Origin of the sequence: Curtobacterium sp. SP.BCp (assembly GCF_051903255.1) — a bacterium.
GTDB lineage: Bacteria > Actinomycetota > Actinomycetes > Actinomycetales > Microbacteriaceae > Curtobacterium.
Genome location: NZ_CP194338.1, coordinates 2,640,448 through 2,654,855, shown reverse-complemented (window position 1 = coordinate 2,654,855; position 14,408 = coordinate 2,640,448). Strand labels below are relative to the sequence as shown.

Here is a 14,408-nt window from a genome sequence, read left to right as displayed (position 1 = left end):
GGGACCGCCGGGACGGAAGGAGCACACCGTGCACGTCGTCATCGTGGGGTCCGGCATCGCCGGGCTCACCGCCGCGATCCGCGCGAGCAGCCGCCACGACGTCACCCTCGTGACGAAGGGCACACTGACCGACGGCGCCACCCGGTACGCCCAGGGCGGGGTCGCCGTGGCGCTCGGCGCCGACGACTCCGCCGCCCTGCACCAGGCGGACACGCACGTCGCCGCCGCCGGCAGCGCAGACGCCCGCGCGGTCGAGGTGCTCTGCACCGACGGGCCCGCCCGCGTCCGCGACCTGCTGGCGCTCGGCGTGCCGTTCGACCGCACGACCGACGCGGCGAGCCTCGACCGGCACGGCGACGACCTCGCCCGGGGTCGTGAGGCCGCACACGGTCGCTGGCGGGTCGTCCACGCCGACGGCGACGCGACCGGCGCGGCGATCGAGCGGACCCTCGTCGACGCCCTGCACCGGCGCCACGTCACGATCCTCGAGCGCACCTGCCTCGTCGACCTCGTGGTCCACGGCGGCGCGGTCGTCGGCCTCGACGTCCTCGACCTCCTCGGCGAACCGCGGCGGCTCGACGCCGACGCGGTCGTCCTCGCCTCGGGCGGCGCGGGACACCTGTACCGCGAGACCACGAACCCGCTCGTCGCGACCGGGGACGGCCAGGCGGCGGCCTGGCGCGCGGGCGCCGTGCTCGCCGACGTCGAGTTCGTCCAGTTCCACCCGACCCGACTGGCCGTGCCGGACGGCGGGCTCGTGTCCGAGGCCGTCCGCGGCGAGGGCGCCGTGCTCCGCGACGCCCGCGGTGACCGCTTCATGACCCGTCTCCACCCGGACGCCGAGCTCGCCCCGCGTGACGTCGTCGCCCGGGGCATCGCCGCCGCCGTCCGCGACCAGGGTGGCGCTCCGGTGCTCCTCGACGCCACCGGCCTCGACCCGGACTTCCTCGTCCGTCGGTTCCCCGGCCTCACCCGCGCCACGCGCGCCGCCGGCTACGACTGGACCCGCGAGGGCGTCCCCGTCGCCCCCGCGGCCCACTACGCCATGGGCGGCGTCGCGACCGACGCGGAGGGACGCACCAGCCTGCCCGGACTCCTCGCGGTCGGCGAGGTCGCCTGCACCGGGGTCCACGGGGCGAACCGGCTCGCCTCGAACTCGCTGCTGGAGGGCCTCGTCTTCGCGGTCCGCGCCGCGGACGCGCTCGGTGCACCGCGACCCGGCCGGATCCGCCTGCGCGGCGACACGACGTTGGACGTCGTGACCGTCGCCGACGCTGCGGACGCGACCCGTGCCTCCCGGCAGGACCGGACGGGAGGCCCGGATCACCGCACCGACGCCGCGGACGTCCGTCAGGCGGTGCAGTCCGTCATGACGGACCGGGTCGGGCTCCTGCGCGACGCGAGCGGACTCGCGAGCGCCCGCCGCGACCTCGACCGCCTCGGCGTGCCGGCGCCCACCGGCGTCCGCGAGCACGAGGACCGCGCGCTGCTCGACCTCGCCCGGCTGACCGCCCGCGCCGCCGAGGCCCGCACCGAGTCCCGCGGCGCGCACGCCCGGACCGACCACCCCGACACCGATCCCCGAGCCGCACGACCGAACGGTTGGGTCCTCCGACCCGCGGCCGTCCCGCAGGAGGTACCCGCATGACCGACACCGCCGCACCGACGACCGACGCCCTCGTCGTCACCGACCCCGGCTCGATCCCGCCGCACGTCCTCCGGCGCGTGGTCGACACCGCGCTCGAGGAGGACGCCCCGTGGGGCGACGTCACCAGCGAGACCCTCATCCCCGCGGGCGCCACGGCGACCGCGGTCCTCGCCGCACGGGAGCCCGGCGTGCTGAGCGGCGGCGGCGTCTTCGTGTCGGTCATGCACGCGGTGGACCCGACGATCCGGGCCGAGGTGCACGTGGCCGACGGCGCCGGGTTCGTCGCGGGGGACACCCTCGTGACGGTGTCGGGGCCGGCACGGTCGGTCCTCCGCGCGGAACGGGTCGCGCTCAACCTCGTGCAGCGGATGTCCGGCGTCGCCACGCTCACCGCGGCCTACGTCGCGGCCGTCGCGGGCACCTCGGCGCGCATCGTCGACACCCGGAAGACGACCCCGGGGCTCCGCGCGCTCGAGCGGTACGCGGTGCGGTGCGGCGGCGGCCGGAACCACCGCACGTCGCTGTCGGACGCCGTGATGGCGAAGGACAACCACCTCGCGGTGCTCCTCGCGAGCGGCATCGACATCGGTGACGCGGTGCGGGCTGCCCGGCAGCGGCTCGGCCACACCGTGCACCTCGAGGTCGAGGTGGACCGCGTCGACCAGGTCGAACCCGTCGTCGCGGCGGGCGTCGACACGATCATGCTCGACAACTTCGGACCGGACGAGCTCGTCGAGGGCGTCGCGATCGTGGCCGGGCGCGCCCTGGTCGAGGCGTCGGGCGGGGTGTCCCTCGACACCGTCGGTGCGATCGCCGCGACGGGGGTCGACGTCATCTCCGTCGGAGCCCTCACGCACTCGGCCCGGGCCCTCGACCTCGGGCTCGACATCGCCGTCTCGGCCTGACGTGTTCTACCTCGACCGCGCCGCCACGACGCCCGTCCGCCGCGAGGTGCTCGAGGCGATGTGGCCGTACCTCACCGGCACGTTCGGCAACCCGTCGTCGACGCACGGTGTGGGGGACGCCGCCGCGCGGGGTCTCGCCGACGCCCGGGCGGCTGCGGCCCGGGTGCTCGGCTGCCGGCCAGCCGAGGTCGTCTTCACCACCGGGGGCACCGAGGGGGCGAACACGGCCGTCAAGGGCATCGCCCTCGCGGCGCCGCGGGGGCGACACGTCGTCACGAGCGCGATCGAGCACGAGGCCGTGCTCGAGAGCTGCCGCTACCTGGAGCGGCACCACGGCTTCGAGGTGACCGTGCTGCCGGTCGACCGCGAGGGCGTCGTGCACCCGGACGTCCTCGCCGACGCGCTCCGTCCCGACACGACGCTCGTGACGATCGCGCACGCGTCGAACGAGGTCGGCACGGTGCAGGACGTCCGCGCGCTCGCCGCGGTGGCGCACGGCGTGGGGGCGCGGTTCCACACCGACGCCGTGCAGTCCGCACCGTGGCTGCCGGTCGGGCCCGAGGCCACCGACGCGGACGCGGTGTCGCTGTCCGGTCACAAGCTCGGCGCGCCGAAGGGGACCGGCGTCCTCGTCGTGCGTGCCGGGACGCCGCTCGAGCCGCTCCTGCACGGCGGAGGACAGGAACGCGGACGGCGGTCCGGGACCGAGGACGTCGCCGGCGCGGTCGCCGTCGCCACCGCGCTGACGCTGCACGCGGGGGAGCGGACGGACGCCGCGGCCCGGGCGAGCGCAGTTCGGGACGCCGTGCTGGACCGGGTGCTCGCGGCCGTGCCCGGGGCGTTCGTGACCGGTTCGCGGACGTCGCGGCTCCCGGGACACGCGTCGTTCTGCTTCCCGGGGGTCCACGGGGAGACGGTGTTGCTCGAGCTCGAGCAGCGGGACGTCGTGTCCTCGTCGGGCAGCGCGTGTGCGGCGGGGAGCACGGAGGCCTCGCACGTGCTCACGGCACTCGGGCTCGACGAGGACACGGCGCGGTCGGCGGTGCGGCTGACGTTCGACGGGTCCCTCGCACCGTCGGACGTGCCCGCGGTCGTCGGTGCCGTGCGGGACGCCGTCGCCGCGGTGCGCGCACTGGCCTAGGGCAGCCGTCGCGGCAGCCCGGACCGGGTGTACTAGACGTTCTACTCCATGAGTGGGGTCGTGTCCCCCCTTTTGCGGACCGGGGAAGTGCGTCAGGCTGTCCACATGGCAAACGCGATCACGACTCGGGTCCGGCGGGAGGACCGCTTCCGGGCAGTCCAGCTCCTCCCCGCACCCGCGACGGTGCTCGCGCTCGTCGTGGCCGCCCAGCACGACCTCGGCGCCGGACCCCTCGCGGTCGTGGCCGTCGTCGGAGCGCTCGCGACCGTCGGGAGCGCCCTGCTCCCGATGATCCGGCCGGCCGTCGACCGAGCCGCCGTGGCCGCCCCTGAGCACCGGTCGATGCCCGCACCGACCGAATCGGACCGGTACCGAGAGGACACCGAACACCCCCTCTGAAGTACGGCCCTACCGGACCAGCACCGCCGGACCCGTCCCCCTGTGGGGCCGCGGTGCACCCAGCCGGACGCGACCCCCTGATCTGCGTCCGGCGCGGGGCACGACATCCCCCTGTCGTCGTGCCCCGCCGCACACCGCGACCCGCCGTGGGCGTGGCGTCGACCCTGCGACGCCGTCCCCCCTGCCGCCCACGGCGGGCCGGTGCCGCCCACGGCGGGCCGGTGTCGCCCGTGAGCGACGGTCAGTCGCGGACCGGAGCCGGGACCGTCCCGGGCCAGACGTAGGCCAGGTCATCGGGATCGTCCGGGAACAGCGGTCGGTAGAACTCCGGCGCCTTCTGCAGCAGCTTCGAGCGGTGCGACCGGTGCAGCGCCTCGTCGTCGTTCCACGGCGGTACCGCGAAGTCGCCCGAGGCGTAGGCCTCGAGGTCCTCGGGGACGAGCGCCAGGTCCGCCACGGTCTTGTCACGGCAGGTGTCCGGGTGCCCGCGCTCGACCCACACCGCGCACGTCGCGTCCTGGTAGGCCATGAGTGCCGGCCGGTAGCCGCGCCACATCGCCGTCACCGGGTGGTTCTGCCAGCCGTAGCCGGGCAGCGTCAGGGCGCGCATGACCTGCAGCGTCTCGACGCGCTGCTTGCCGAGCCGACGGTCGTCGAGCGCCTCGGCCGAGGCGCGGAAGTCGGCGTACGGCAGGAACGTCTGCATCGACCGGACGCTACCCGCGGCGCGCTGGCAGGGCTCCCCGACACATGCCGTCACACGCGCACCCCGGGGGAGCGCTGCGTGTGAGCATCGACGACATGAGCGCAGCACTCGTCGTCGGCGTCAGCGGCAGCCCGTCGGATCCGTCGCGGACCTCGACCCTGGTCGCGGCCACGGTCGCACGTCTCGGGCAGGAGTTCGAGGACGCACGGACCGAGACGGTGGAGATCGGTCCGCTGCTCGCCGACCTCGGCGCGGCCAGCTCGCGGGAGGCGATGGCCCCGGCCACGGCCCGCGCCCTCGAGCTCGTCGAGACGGCGGACGTCCTCGTGGTCGGCAGCCCCGCGTTCCGTGCCGCGTACTCCGGCGCGTTCAAGCTCTTCTTCGACTGGGTCGGGCAGTACGACCTCGTCGACACCCCGGTGCTGCTCACCGCCACGGGCGGCAGTGACCGGCACGCGCTGCTCGTCGAGCACCAGATGCGGCCGCTGTTCGGGTTCTTCCAGTCGACGACGCTGCCGCTCGGGGTGTTCGGCAACGAGCGCGACTTCACCAAGCGCGAGGGCGGCTACGACATCGCGAGCGTCGACCTCGAGCTCCGCATCGACCAGGCCGTACGACGGGCGCTGCCGATCATCCGCGGGGGCTTCGCCACCGCCGGCACCGCTGACGTGCGCCGCCCCGCCGAGTTCTAGCGGCTCACGGCCCAGCGCGACCAGCGGTCGAGGTTCCACGACACCCCGCTCGCGTTCGCCGAGGTGCCGGGCATCGGCCGTGGTGGCGGCGAGGGTCCAGAACTCTGGAACCTCGCGACGCGACGACGGGCGCGCCGGACGGGAGGCGCGGGGCGGGCCCGCACCGTGCCTCCAGGCCGTCAGTCGGTCGGGTCCGCCACCAGGGACGCGACGTGCGCGACGGCCAGTCGGTACCCGTCGGCGCCCGCGCCGGCGATGACGGCCGTCGCCGCCGTCGCGACGTGGTCGACGTGCCGGAAGGGCTCGCGCTTCCACGTGTTCGACAGGTGCACCTCGACGACCGGGACGGTGAGCGCCTCGACCGCGTCGTGCAGCGCGACCGAGGTGTGCGCGTAGGCCGCGGGGTTGATCACCACGGCGACGAAGTCGTCGAGCGCCTCGTGCAGCCACTCGACGAGCTCGCCCTCGCGGTTCGTCTGCCGGAAGTCGGCCTCGAGCTCGTGGACCGCCGCCTCGGTGTGCACGATGGCCTCGATCTCGGCGAGCGTCGTCGTGCCGTACTGCGCCGGGTCGCGACGGCCGAGGATGTCGAGGTTCGGCCCGTTGAGCACGAGGATGCGCGGTGCGGTCATGCGCCGAGCCTACCGAGGGGCCGAGGTCACGGGCTCGTGCACGTGTGCCGGGGTGAAACATGCCTCAGCTATGTGAACGGTCACAAACCGGTGTAGCGTCTTCGTCCGGGCCGGCGGAGTTGTCGGCTGCAACACATCGACGTGGAGTGTGAATGGTTCTCGCGGCAGCGAACAGCGGGATCCGGCTCGACTTGGGCTGGGTCGACTACTTGATGATCATCGTGTACTTCGCGGTGGTGATCGGCATCGGGTTCACCGCCCGGCGGCAGGTCCGCACGAGCATGGACTTCTTCCTGTCCGGACGGTCGATGCCGGCGTGGATCACGGGCCTGGCGTTCGTGTCCGCGAACCTCGGCGCGACCGAGATCCTCGGCATGGCGGCGAACGGTGCGCAGATCGGCATGGCGACCCTGCACTACTACCTCGTGGGTGCCGTGCCCGCGATGGTGTTCCTCGGGCTCGTGATGATGCCCTTCTACTACGGGTCGAAGGTGCGCAGCGTGCCGGAGTTCATGCTCCGCCGGTTCGGCAAGGCGCCGCACCTGGTGAACTCCATCGCCTTCGCGGTGTCGAACGTCCTCATCGCCGGCATCAACCTCTACGCCATGGCCATCGTCATCGAGGCGATGCTCGGCTGGCCGGAGTGGCTCGCGATCCTCGTGTCCGCCGCGTTCGTGCTCGCGTACATCACCCTCGGCGGCCTGAGCAGCGCGATCTACAACGAGGTCATGCAGTTCTTCGTGATCATCGCCGGCCTCGTGCCGCTGACGATCGTCGGCCTGCACCGCGTCGGCGGTTGGGGTGGCCTGACCGAGGCGATCGAGCAGACCCAGGGTGTGCAGCACCTGCAGGCGTGGGCCGGCACCGGCATCGGCGACGTCACGAACCCGATCGGGGCGAACTGGCTCGCGATCGTGCTCGGCCTCGGCTTCGTGCTCTCGTTCGGCTACTGGACCACCAACTTCACCGAGGTCCAGCGCGCGTTCTCCGCGAAGAACATGTCGGCCGCCCGCCGCACCCCGCTCATCGCGGCGATCCCGAAGCTCTTCATCCCGTTCATCGTCGTCGTCCCCGGTCTCATCGCCGCGGCCGTCGTCGGCAACCAGTTCGCCTCGGGTGCGCTCACCTACAACGACGCGATCCCGAAGCTCATCCAGATGTACCTCCCGACCGGTGTGCTCGGCATCGCCGTCACGGGTCTCCTCGCCTCGTTCATGGCCGGCATGGCGGCGAACGTCTCGTCGTTCAACACCGTCTTCACGTACGACATCTGGCAGCGCTACATCAAGCCGAACATGCCCGACCTGCACTACCTGCAGACCGGCCGCTGGGTGACCGTCGTCGGCGTCCTCGTCGGCATCGGCACCGCGTTCCTCGCCGCGCAGGCCGGCAACATCATGACGTACATGCAGACGCTGTTCTCGTTCTTCAACGCACCGCTGTTCGGCGTCTTCATCCTCGGACTGCTCTGGAAGCGGATGACCACCGCCGGAGCGCTCTGGGGGTACATCCTCGGCATCATCGCCCCGACGATCACCTGGATCGCGTACCTCGTGAACCCGGACCTCTTCGCCACCGCGACCGCCGAGACGCTCTACGGCGCGATCATCTCCTTCGTCACCGTGCTCGTCGTCGCCGTGGTCGTGTCCCTCGCCACGAAGCCGAAGGACGTCTCGGAGCTCGGCGGGCTGGTCTACGGCGTCGGCAAGATCGACATGACCGCCGGGGCCGTCGCCACCGACACCGCCTGGTACCGCTCGCCGGCCCTCCTCGGGACCGTCGCGCTCGTGCTGTGCGTCGCCCTCTACCTCCCGTTCCTCTGATCCGCTCGAAGGAGATCGCTCATGCGTGACGACACCACCACGATGACCGAGGAGCAGCAGGCCCTCGTCCGTTCCACCCGCCGACTCGACCTGCGCCGCATCCTCGGAGGCCTCTTCGTGGTCTACGGCGTGATCACGACGATCGTCGGGATCGTCAACTACGGCACCGACCCGGAGAAGACCGGCGGCATCCACATCAACCTGTGGGTCGGGCTCTCGCTGCTCGTGGGCGGCCTGCTCTTCTTCCTGTGGGACCGGCTGAACCCGGTGCCCGCGGCGGACATCATCGGCCAGGCCGAGGCCGAGGAGCACCAGAAGGCGGCCGGCGAGGGCCGCGAACTCGCCTGACGCACCCGCACCGGTCCGACGGCCGTCCGCTCCGGCGGGCGGCCGACGGTCGTCCCTGGTCTGCGCCGCCGGCCTGGAGGCACGGTGCGCGTCCGTCGCGCTGGCCTCACTCAGTCCTCCTTGACCGTCCGCCGCAAGGGCTCTAGTATTGACATGTCGGTCGGGTGCTGCTCGGCCGAAAGTGAGCCCCGGAGTTTCCTGCAGCCAGCGCGGGACCGGGGTTTTGCGCTGTCCGGGCTACTGCACCAGGACGAGCGCGTCCTGAGGTCGCGACTTCAGCAATCCGCGGGAGTGCGCTCCACAGGCGATGTCTGCCAGAGCGAGCAGGAGTTCGTCCGAACCGCGGACGTGCTCGTGGCAGATACCGTTGCCGATGCCGCGGTCCCGGAGCGACTCGAGCATCGAAACGTCGCTGGCATCGCGGACTCGGCTTCGCGACTCGAGCACGAGTGCACGGACGTCTCGCTGTTGGAGTTCCCACACCAGGCGCTCGATGCACCGCCGCCGCCGTCGTTCCGTGCGGGCGGGTTGGCCGTCGTAACGCACCACCACGATGCTCACCGCCCGGGTGAGGAGACCGAGCCACGTCAACCGCTGACCGCCGAGTGCTTCGTACCAGTGCAGTTTCCGCATGCGCTTCGGAGTCGCGCTCCGCACGGCTCCGCGCGCCTCGTTCGCGTCTGCCGCATCGATGAGGACCGCGGCCATCACGTACACGGTGTGATCCAGCCCGCCGCCCGGCTCGGATTCGTCGACGTAGGCAGTCCGCATCGATCCAGCACATTGCGTATCACGATCGTTCCGGATCGGAACCGTGCTTGCGGAGGGGCAGGGGTCTGCGAGAGGTTCTGGGGGAGCGAAGGAGCCCCCATGCCCACGATGGTGTTCATCAACCTGCCGGTCGCCGACCTCGACCGGTCGAAGTCCTTCTACGAGTCCCTCGGCTACACGATCAACCCCGACTTCACCGACGAGACTGCGGCGTGCGTCGTGGTGAGCGACACCGTGTACGTGATGCTGCTCACCCACGCGAAGTTCGCCGAGTTCACCGACAAGACGATCGCCGGGCCGGACACGATCGAGGTGATCAACTCCCTCAGCGCGGACTCGAAGGAGGACGTGCACCGGATCGTCGACGCTGCCGTCATGTCCGGCGGGAGCGAGGACCGGCCCGAGATGGACCTCGGCTTCATGTACCAGCGGAGCTTCACCGACCCGGACGGCCACCGTTGGGAGCACGTGTGGATGGACCAGGCCGCGATGCAGGACGGTCCGCCGAGCGAGTAGCAACGTGTCGGCGGTGGACGACAGGATGGGTGCGTGAGCACCGGAGAACCCGTCGTCCCGCAGTCCCTCGTCGTCGGTGCGGATGGTCTCGCCCGCCCGGTCTGGGCGTCGACCGACGAGATGCTCCGCACCTACTACGACACCGAGTGGGGGATGCCCGTCCGCGACGAACGGGGCGTGTTCGAGCGGCTGTCGCTCGAGGCGTTCCAGTCCGGGCTGTCGTGGCGGACGATCCTCGCGAAGCGTCCGGCGTTCCGGAGCGCCTTCGCGGACTTCGACCCGGACGTGGTCGCCGGGTTCGGCGAGGACGACGTCGCGCGGCTGATGGCCGACGCGGGCATCGTGCGGAACCGGGCGAAGATCCTCGCGACGATCACGAACGCGAACGCGACGGTGGCACTGCGCGAGGACGGTGGGCTCGCCGACCTCGTGTGGTCGTTCCGGCCCGAGCGCACGCCCGAGCCGGTCACGTTCGCCGACGTCCCGACGACGTCCGACGAGTCGGTGGCGCTGTCGAAGGCGCTCCGGAAGCGCGGGTTCGCGTTCGTCGGCCCGACCACGATGTACGCGCTGATGGAGGCGATCGGCATCGTCGACACGCACCTGCTCGGCAGCCATCGGCGGGGGAGCTCCGGCGTCTGGAGCTGAGCGGCCACCGGTGCGCGGGCAGGGCTACGGTCGGGGCATGACCTCGGAACCGGACCCCGCCCCGAACCGATCGCGGACGGTGCCGGTGCAGCCGATCGGCGCCGAGCACGTCGAGGTGCCGGTCGACTCGCCGATGCCCGCGCCGGAAGCTCCCGGTGACGTGCGCCCGCAGCACGACCCGGCAGAGGTCCGGATCGCCTTCCTCCTCTTCCCCGGGCTGACCCAGCTCGACCTGACCGGACCCGCGCAGGTCCTAACACGGGTGCCCGGCGCCTCGGTGGAGTACGTCGCGGCGACTCTTGACCCGGTGCCGAGCGACTGCGGCCTCGCGCTCGTGCCGACCGCGACGTTCCCGACCGCGCGGGCGGCGGACGTCCTCGTGGTCCCCGGCGGCGACGGAGCCTTCGACGCGATGCTCGACCCGGACGTCGTCGCGTTCGTCCGGCGCACGGCGGAGCACGCCACCTGGGTGACGTCGGTGTGCACCGGCGCGTTCGTGCTCGGCGCGGCGGGCCTCCTCGCGGGCAAGCGCGCGACGACGCACTGGGCCTCGAAGCCGATGCTCGCGGCGTTCGGCGCGGACCCGGTGGAGCAGCGCATCGTCGACGACGGCGCGGTCGTCACCGCGGCCGGGGTCAGCGCGGGCATCGACATGGCGCTCTGGTTGGCCGGTGAACTCGCCGGACAGCCGGCAGCCGAGCGCATCCAGTTGCAGATCGAGTACGACCCGCAGCCGCCGTTCGACGCCGGGTCGGCCGAGTGGGCGGACGCCAGGGTCGTCACCGAGGCACGCGCTGCGGCCGAGGACGCACGGGGTGAGCGGGTGGCGCGCGCGGCCGCAGCGGTCATCCGCTGACGTCGGGGCTGCCGCCTACCGGTTGCCCTTCGAGCCGCGCTTCGGCTTGCCCTTCATCCCGCGCTGGACCTTGCCGCGCCCGGCCTTGCCGCCGCCGGTCTTCCCGCTGGTGCCCTTCGTGGCACCTCGCTTGGCGGTGGTGCGGCTGTTCGCGGCGGTCGCCTTGCCGCCGCGAGAGCCGGAGCCGGAACCGGAGCCGGCCGCGGACGAGCGCGAGCTGCTCTCGTCGGCGCGATCCGGGCCTCCCGTCTGGTCCTGACCACCCCGGGAACTGTTGGCGGTCCGCCCGCGCACCACGCCGATGAACTCCTCCGTGGTCTCGGAGGCGTCCTCCGAACGCCAGGCGAGCAGGATGCGGGTGCCGGGGGAGCCGGTGAGCGGCCGGGCGACGAGGTCCTTCCGGCTCGCCGCGCGGAAGAGCGACTGCGGGAGGACCGCGACGCCGACGTTGGCCTCGACCAGGTCGAGCGTCGCGTCGACGTCCGCGGGGACCGGGCCGGCGTCGACGACGTGGACGTCCGTCGTGGTGAGGTCGACCTCGGTCGCGTCGGCGAGCGGGGAGTCCTTCGGCATCGCGACCACCGCGGTCTCGGTCCAGAGCGGGATCGCGTTGTGGTGGTCGAGGACGGGCTCGCGGGCGAAGACCATGTCGGCCTCCCCGGCGAGGGCGTCGTCGACCTCGTCCGCGCCGATCGGGCGGAGACGCAGCTCGATCGTGGGGAACCGCTCGCGCCAGACGCGGGCCCACTTCGCCGGGGAGACCCCGGGCACGAAGGCTATGGTGAGGGCCTCGGTCATGCAACCGAGCATAGGGGCCGTACCCTGGTGTGCATGGCGCAGGAACAGACCATGAAGCCCGAGACGGCCGCGAAGAAGCTCGGCATCCTGCTGTCGGCCGCCCCGGAGTCCTTCCGCGGTGCGCCGATCAGCAGGACGGCGTTCGACGAACTCCGGACCGAGCCGCCGGCGTGGCTCGAGGACCTCCGTCGCGACGGCCCGCACCCGCGACCCGTCGTGGCGCAGAAGCTCGGCGTGTCGATCTCGGGCCTGAGCCGTGCGGGCATCGACGAGCCGCTGACGACCGCGGAGATCAAGACGCTCCTCCAGGAGAAGCCCGATTGGCTGGTGCGCGAGCGCGCGACCCAGGCCGCGGTGCACGCCGAGAACGCCCGGGTGAAGCAGGAGCGCGCCGCGAAGGCCGCCCGCTCCGAGGACTGAACACCTCCGACCGCCCATGACCGCCGTGCACGAGACCGTCGCCGACGCGATGCTCGTCGTGCCGCAGTTCGCGTCGGTGTGTTGCATCGTCGGTGACCGCTACCGGCCGCGCATCGGTGTGATCGTCCCGGCGACCGTGATGCTCGTCGCGATGCTGCTCCCGGTCGTGCACGCGGGAGCGGTGTGGACGCTCCTCGCCGCGACCGTCCTCCTGCTGCTCGCGCCGCTCCCGGTCGTGCGACGTCGTCGGCAGGACGGGCGCCGCGCCGAACCGATGGACGTGCACCGCGCGCTCTCGGCGGTCGTGATGGCCGGGATGCTCCTGATGGGCCACGCGACCGGTGCCGTCGACGGACACGCTGGTCACGGCATCGCGCTCACGGCGGTGCTCGGCGCCGGCGTGATCGGCTACTGCGCCTCCAGCGGGTGGCTCCTCCGGTACGAGTGGGCGCAGGAGGACCGCCGGGCGGTCCGGAGCGGCGAGGTCTTCGCGATGACCGTCGCCGTGGTCGGCATGACCCTCGCGATGTAGCGGTCAGTCGCGCGTCGACTCGACGGTCGTCCGCGCGACGCGGTCATCCGAGACGCGGTCCTTCGTGACACGGTCCTTCGCGGCGCGGATGGTGTCCTTCGGCACGGGTGGCACGCCACGGCGGATGCCCCGGACCCCGACCGCCGCGAGGACCCCCGTCACGATCGCGAACACGACGAGCGTGATCCCGGTCGCCGCCCAGACCGGGAGCGCGAGCGCGAGGAGGGCCACCAGGAACCCCGCCAGCAGGACGAGCGTGGTCAGCGCGAACGCGACCGCCGCACCGGTGATCACCAGGCCGGTCCTCGCGCTCTTCGCGCGGGCACCGACCTCTCGGCGTGCGGCGGCGACCTCCTCGCGGACGGCGCGCAGGAGCGGCTCGAGGGCTCGTTGCACGAGGCCGGCGGTGAGCGAGTCGCGGGTGGACGGCTTGCCGCCGTCGTGGTCGTCGGTGCGCACGGGGGCTCCTCGTCGTCGGCGCGTCGGGCGCGTGTCACGGTCAGTGTCCGGCCACGCTACGCGCGGCTCCCAGGGCGCGGTACCGTCGTGGCATGTCCGAACGTGCCGCCCGCCGTCCCGACCCCACCCCGCGGTTCGACGAGGTCGACGAGCGCATCCTCTGGACCCTCGCCGAGGACGCCCGCATCCCGAACAACCGGCTCGCCGCGGCCGTCGGCATCGCCCCGTCGACGTGCCTCGCTCGTGTCCGTGCCCTCGAGGACGCCGGGGTGGTCCGCGGCTACCGGGCCGACGTCGACGTCGCGCGGCTCGGGTTCTCGATCGAGGCGATGGTCTCGGTCCGCGTCCACGCCGCCGCACGGCACGAGCTCCGGGAGTTCGCGAAGCGGCTGCTGCGGGTACCCGTCGTGCAGGACGTGTCGTTCCTCGCGGGTGACAAGGACTTCCTCGTGCACATCGCGTGCACGTCCACCGAGCAGCTCCGGGACTTCGTGGCCGACGAGCTGAGCGGGGACCCGTCCGTGGCGACCACCCAGACGAACATCGTGTTCGAGCGGCTCGTGGCGGACCGGACGCACCAGGGGCGGTCGTTCGACGAGCTCCGTCGTTGGCGTGCGGAGCGGTCTAGCGGGTGAGGGTCATCGGGATGTGCGGGATCCGGTCCTCGGAGTACGGCGCTCCGGAGCGGACGAAGCCGAACCGGCCGTAGAAGTCCTCGAGGTGCTCCTGCGCTCCGAGGAGGATCCGCGGGGCACGGGCCTCGGCGATCGCCGCCTCGATGAGCCGCCCGGCGAGCCCGTGTCCGCGGGCGTGCCGAGCGGTGGCCACGCGGCCGATCCGCTCGCTGCCGTCCGGTTCGCGGAGCAGCCGCACCGTCGCGTCGACCGATCCGCGTCCCGCCCAGAACTGCACCGTGCCCGGCTCGAGGTCGCGCCCGTCGATGTCGTCGTACGCGGCGCCCTGCTCGACCACGAAGACGTCCTGCCGCAGACGGAGGATCTCGTGCAGCGTCACGGGGTCGAGGTTGCGGGTCGGAGCGTTGAAGATCGGGACCACTGCCGGCCTTTCCTGACGTTTCCCCACGAAAAGGGATGCGAACTCGGGCGGACGGGCG

At 72.6% G+C, this 14,408-nt stretch carries 19 protein-coding genes; 13 read left to right on the top strand and 6 right to left on the bottom strand.

From position 1 onward, the window contains the following. The first annotated feature begins 28 nt into the window (after window positions 1-28). The 4 genes from nadB (at window position 29) to ACRQ4C_RS12520 (ending at window position 4,093) form a co-directional block, all read left to right on the top strand. Window positions 29-1,648 carry an L-aspartate oxidase gene (nadB, locus tag ACRQ4C_RS12535; RefSeq protein WP_439688849.1) on the top strand — a complete coding sequence of 540 codons (1,620 nt, stop codon included), beginning with the start codon at window positions 29-31 and terminating at the stop codon, window positions 1,646-1,648. Then, complete coding sequence (gene nadC, locus ACRQ4C_RS12530; protein WP_439688848.1) at window positions 1,645-2,553, top strand: carboxylating nicotinate-nucleotide diphosphorylase; 909 nt, start codon at window positions 1,645-1,647, stop codon at window positions 2,551-2,553. The genes nadB and nadC overlap by 4 nt, the downstream gene beginning before the upstream one ends. 1 nt (window position 2,554) lies before the next feature. After that, window positions 2,555-3,694, top strand: coding sequence for a cysteine desulfurase family protein (locus ACRQ4C_RS12525; RefSeq protein WP_439688847.1), 1,140 nt, complete (start codon window positions 2,555-2,557; stop codon window positions 3,692-3,694). A gap of 105 nt (window positions 3,695-3,799) precedes the next feature. Further along, window positions 3,800-4,093 carry a hypothetical protein gene (locus ACRQ4C_RS12520; protein WP_439688846.1) on the top strand — a complete coding sequence of 98 codons (294 nt, stop codon included), beginning with the start codon at window positions 3,800-3,802 and terminating at the stop codon, window positions 4,091-4,093. 241 nt (window positions 4,094-4,334) lie between these two features. On the opposite strand, the gene ACRQ4C_RS12515 is transcribed toward ACRQ4C_RS12520, so the two are convergent. Next, on the bottom strand, window positions 4,335-4,799 hold the full coding sequence (locus ACRQ4C_RS12515) for an MSMEG_6728 family protein (RefSeq protein ID WP_290131156.1): 465 nt from the start codon (window positions 4,797-4,799) through the stop codon (window positions 4,335-4,337). A gap of 95 nt (window positions 4,800-4,894) precedes the next feature. Here ACRQ4C_RS12515 and ACRQ4C_RS12510 point away from each other — a divergent pair, with 95 nt between their 5' ends. Then, complete coding sequence (locus tag ACRQ4C_RS12510; RefSeq protein ID WP_439688845.1) at window positions 4,895-5,491, top strand: NAD(P)H-dependent oxidoreductase; 597 nt, start codon at window positions 4,895-4,897, stop codon at window positions 5,489-5,491. Window positions 5,492-5,670: 179 nt separating this feature from the next. Here the strand turns inward: ACRQ4C_RS12510 and aroQ are convergent, their stop codons facing one another. Continuing rightward, the gene (gene aroQ / locus ACRQ4C_RS12505) at window positions 5,671-6,123 is read right to left on the bottom strand and encodes a type II 3-dehydroquinate dehydratase (protein WP_290131158.1); all 453 of its coding nucleotides are present in this window, start codon (window positions 6,121-6,123) and stop codon (window positions 5,671-5,673) included. A 152-nt stretch (window positions 6,124-6,275) separates the two neighbouring features. On the opposite strand from aroQ, the gene ACRQ4C_RS12500 reads away from it, so the two are divergent. Both ACRQ4C_RS12500 and ACRQ4C_RS12495 read left to right on the top strand, forming a co-directional pair. Then, complete coding sequence (locus ACRQ4C_RS12500; RefSeq protein WP_439688844.1) at window positions 6,276-7,946, top strand: sodium:solute symporter family protein; 1,671 nt, start codon at window positions 6,276-6,278, stop codon at window positions 7,944-7,946. Window positions 7,947-7,967: 21 nt separating this feature from the next. Continuing rightward, window positions 7,968-8,294, top strand: a complete 327-nt coding sequence (locus tag ACRQ4C_RS12495) for a hypothetical protein (protein WP_083513473.1) — start codon at window positions 7,968-7,970, stop codon at window positions 8,292-8,294. A 237-nt stretch (window positions 8,295-8,531) separates the two neighbouring features. Here ACRQ4C_RS12495 and ACRQ4C_RS12490 read toward each other — a convergent pair whose 3' ends face one another. Then, on the bottom strand, window positions 8,532-9,065 hold the full coding sequence (locus ACRQ4C_RS12490; RefSeq protein ID WP_439688843.1) for a DUF3800 domain-containing protein: 534 nt from the start codon (window positions 9,063-9,065) through the stop codon (window positions 8,532-8,534). A gap of 99 nt (window positions 9,066-9,164) precedes the next feature. Here ACRQ4C_RS12490 and ACRQ4C_RS12485 point away from each other — a divergent pair, with 99 nt between their 5' ends. Genes ACRQ4C_RS12485 through ACRQ4C_RS12475 form a run of 3 tightly spaced genes read left to right on the top strand, consistent with a single transcriptional unit; the run spans window position 9,165 to window position 11,085 of the window. After that, window positions 9,165-9,581, top strand: a complete 417-nt coding sequence (locus tag ACRQ4C_RS12485; RefSeq protein ID WP_439688842.1) for a VOC family protein — start codon at window positions 9,165-9,167, stop codon at window positions 9,579-9,581. Between the two features lie 33 nt (window positions 9,582-9,614). Beyond that, window positions 9,615-10,229 carry a DNA-3-methyladenine glycosylase I gene (locus tag ACRQ4C_RS12480; RefSeq protein WP_290131162.1) on the top strand — a complete coding sequence of 205 codons (615 nt, stop codon included), beginning with the start codon at window positions 9,615-9,617 and terminating at the stop codon, window positions 10,227-10,229. A gap of 37 nt (window positions 10,230-10,266) precedes the next feature. Further along, a complete protein-coding gene (locus ACRQ4C_RS12475) occupies window positions 10,267-11,085 on the top strand; it encodes a DJ-1/PfpI family protein (RefSeq protein ID WP_439688841.1) in 819 nt (272 codons plus the stop codon). 15 nt (window positions 11,086-11,100) lie between these two features. On the opposite strand, the gene ACRQ4C_RS12470 is transcribed toward ACRQ4C_RS12475, so the two are convergent. After that, window positions 11,101-11,883: a LysR family transcriptional regulator substrate-binding protein gene (locus ACRQ4C_RS12470; protein ID WP_439688840.1), complete on the bottom strand. Its 783-nt coding sequence runs from the start codon at window positions 11,881-11,883 to the stop codon at window positions 11,101-11,103. Window positions 11,884-11,916: 33 nt separating this feature from the next. On the opposite strand from ACRQ4C_RS12470, the gene ACRQ4C_RS12465 reads away from it, so the two are divergent. Together ACRQ4C_RS12465 and ACRQ4C_RS12460 are read left to right on the top strand one after the other, a co-directional pair. Beyond that, window positions 11,917-12,303, top strand: a complete 387-nt coding sequence (locus ACRQ4C_RS12465; protein WP_439688839.1) for a DUF5997 family protein — start codon at window positions 11,917-11,919, stop codon at window positions 12,301-12,303. Window positions 12,304-12,319: 16 nt separating this feature from the next. Further along, window positions 12,320-12,835: a hypothetical protein gene (locus tag ACRQ4C_RS12460; RefSeq protein WP_439688838.1), complete on the top strand. Its 516-nt coding sequence runs from the start codon at window positions 12,320-12,322 to the stop codon at window positions 12,833-12,835. A 3-nt stretch (window positions 12,836-12,838) separates the two neighbouring features. On the opposite strand, the gene ACRQ4C_RS12455 is transcribed toward ACRQ4C_RS12460, so the two are convergent. Beyond that, the gene (locus ACRQ4C_RS12455) at window positions 12,839-13,294 is read right to left on the bottom strand and encodes a phage holin family protein (RefSeq protein ID WP_439688837.1); all 456 of its coding nucleotides are present in this window, start codon (window positions 13,292-13,294) and stop codon (window positions 12,839-12,841) included. A gap of 92 nt (window positions 13,295-13,386) precedes the next feature. Here ACRQ4C_RS12455 and ACRQ4C_RS12450 point away from each other — a divergent pair, with 92 nt between their 5' ends. Then, window positions 13,387-13,929: an Lrp/AsnC family transcriptional regulator gene (locus ACRQ4C_RS12450; protein WP_439688836.1), complete on the top strand. Its 543-nt coding sequence runs from the start codon at window positions 13,387-13,389 to the stop codon at window positions 13,927-13,929. Here the strand turns inward: ACRQ4C_RS12450 and ACRQ4C_RS12445 are convergent. Next, a complete protein-coding gene (locus ACRQ4C_RS12445) occupies window positions 13,919-14,350 on the bottom strand; it encodes a GNAT family N-acetyltransferase (protein ID WP_439688835.1) in 432 nt (143 codons plus the stop codon). The two genes, ACRQ4C_RS12450 and ACRQ4C_RS12445, sit on opposite strands and share 11 nt — an antisense overlap. Window positions 14,351-14,408 lie beyond the last annotated feature (58 nt).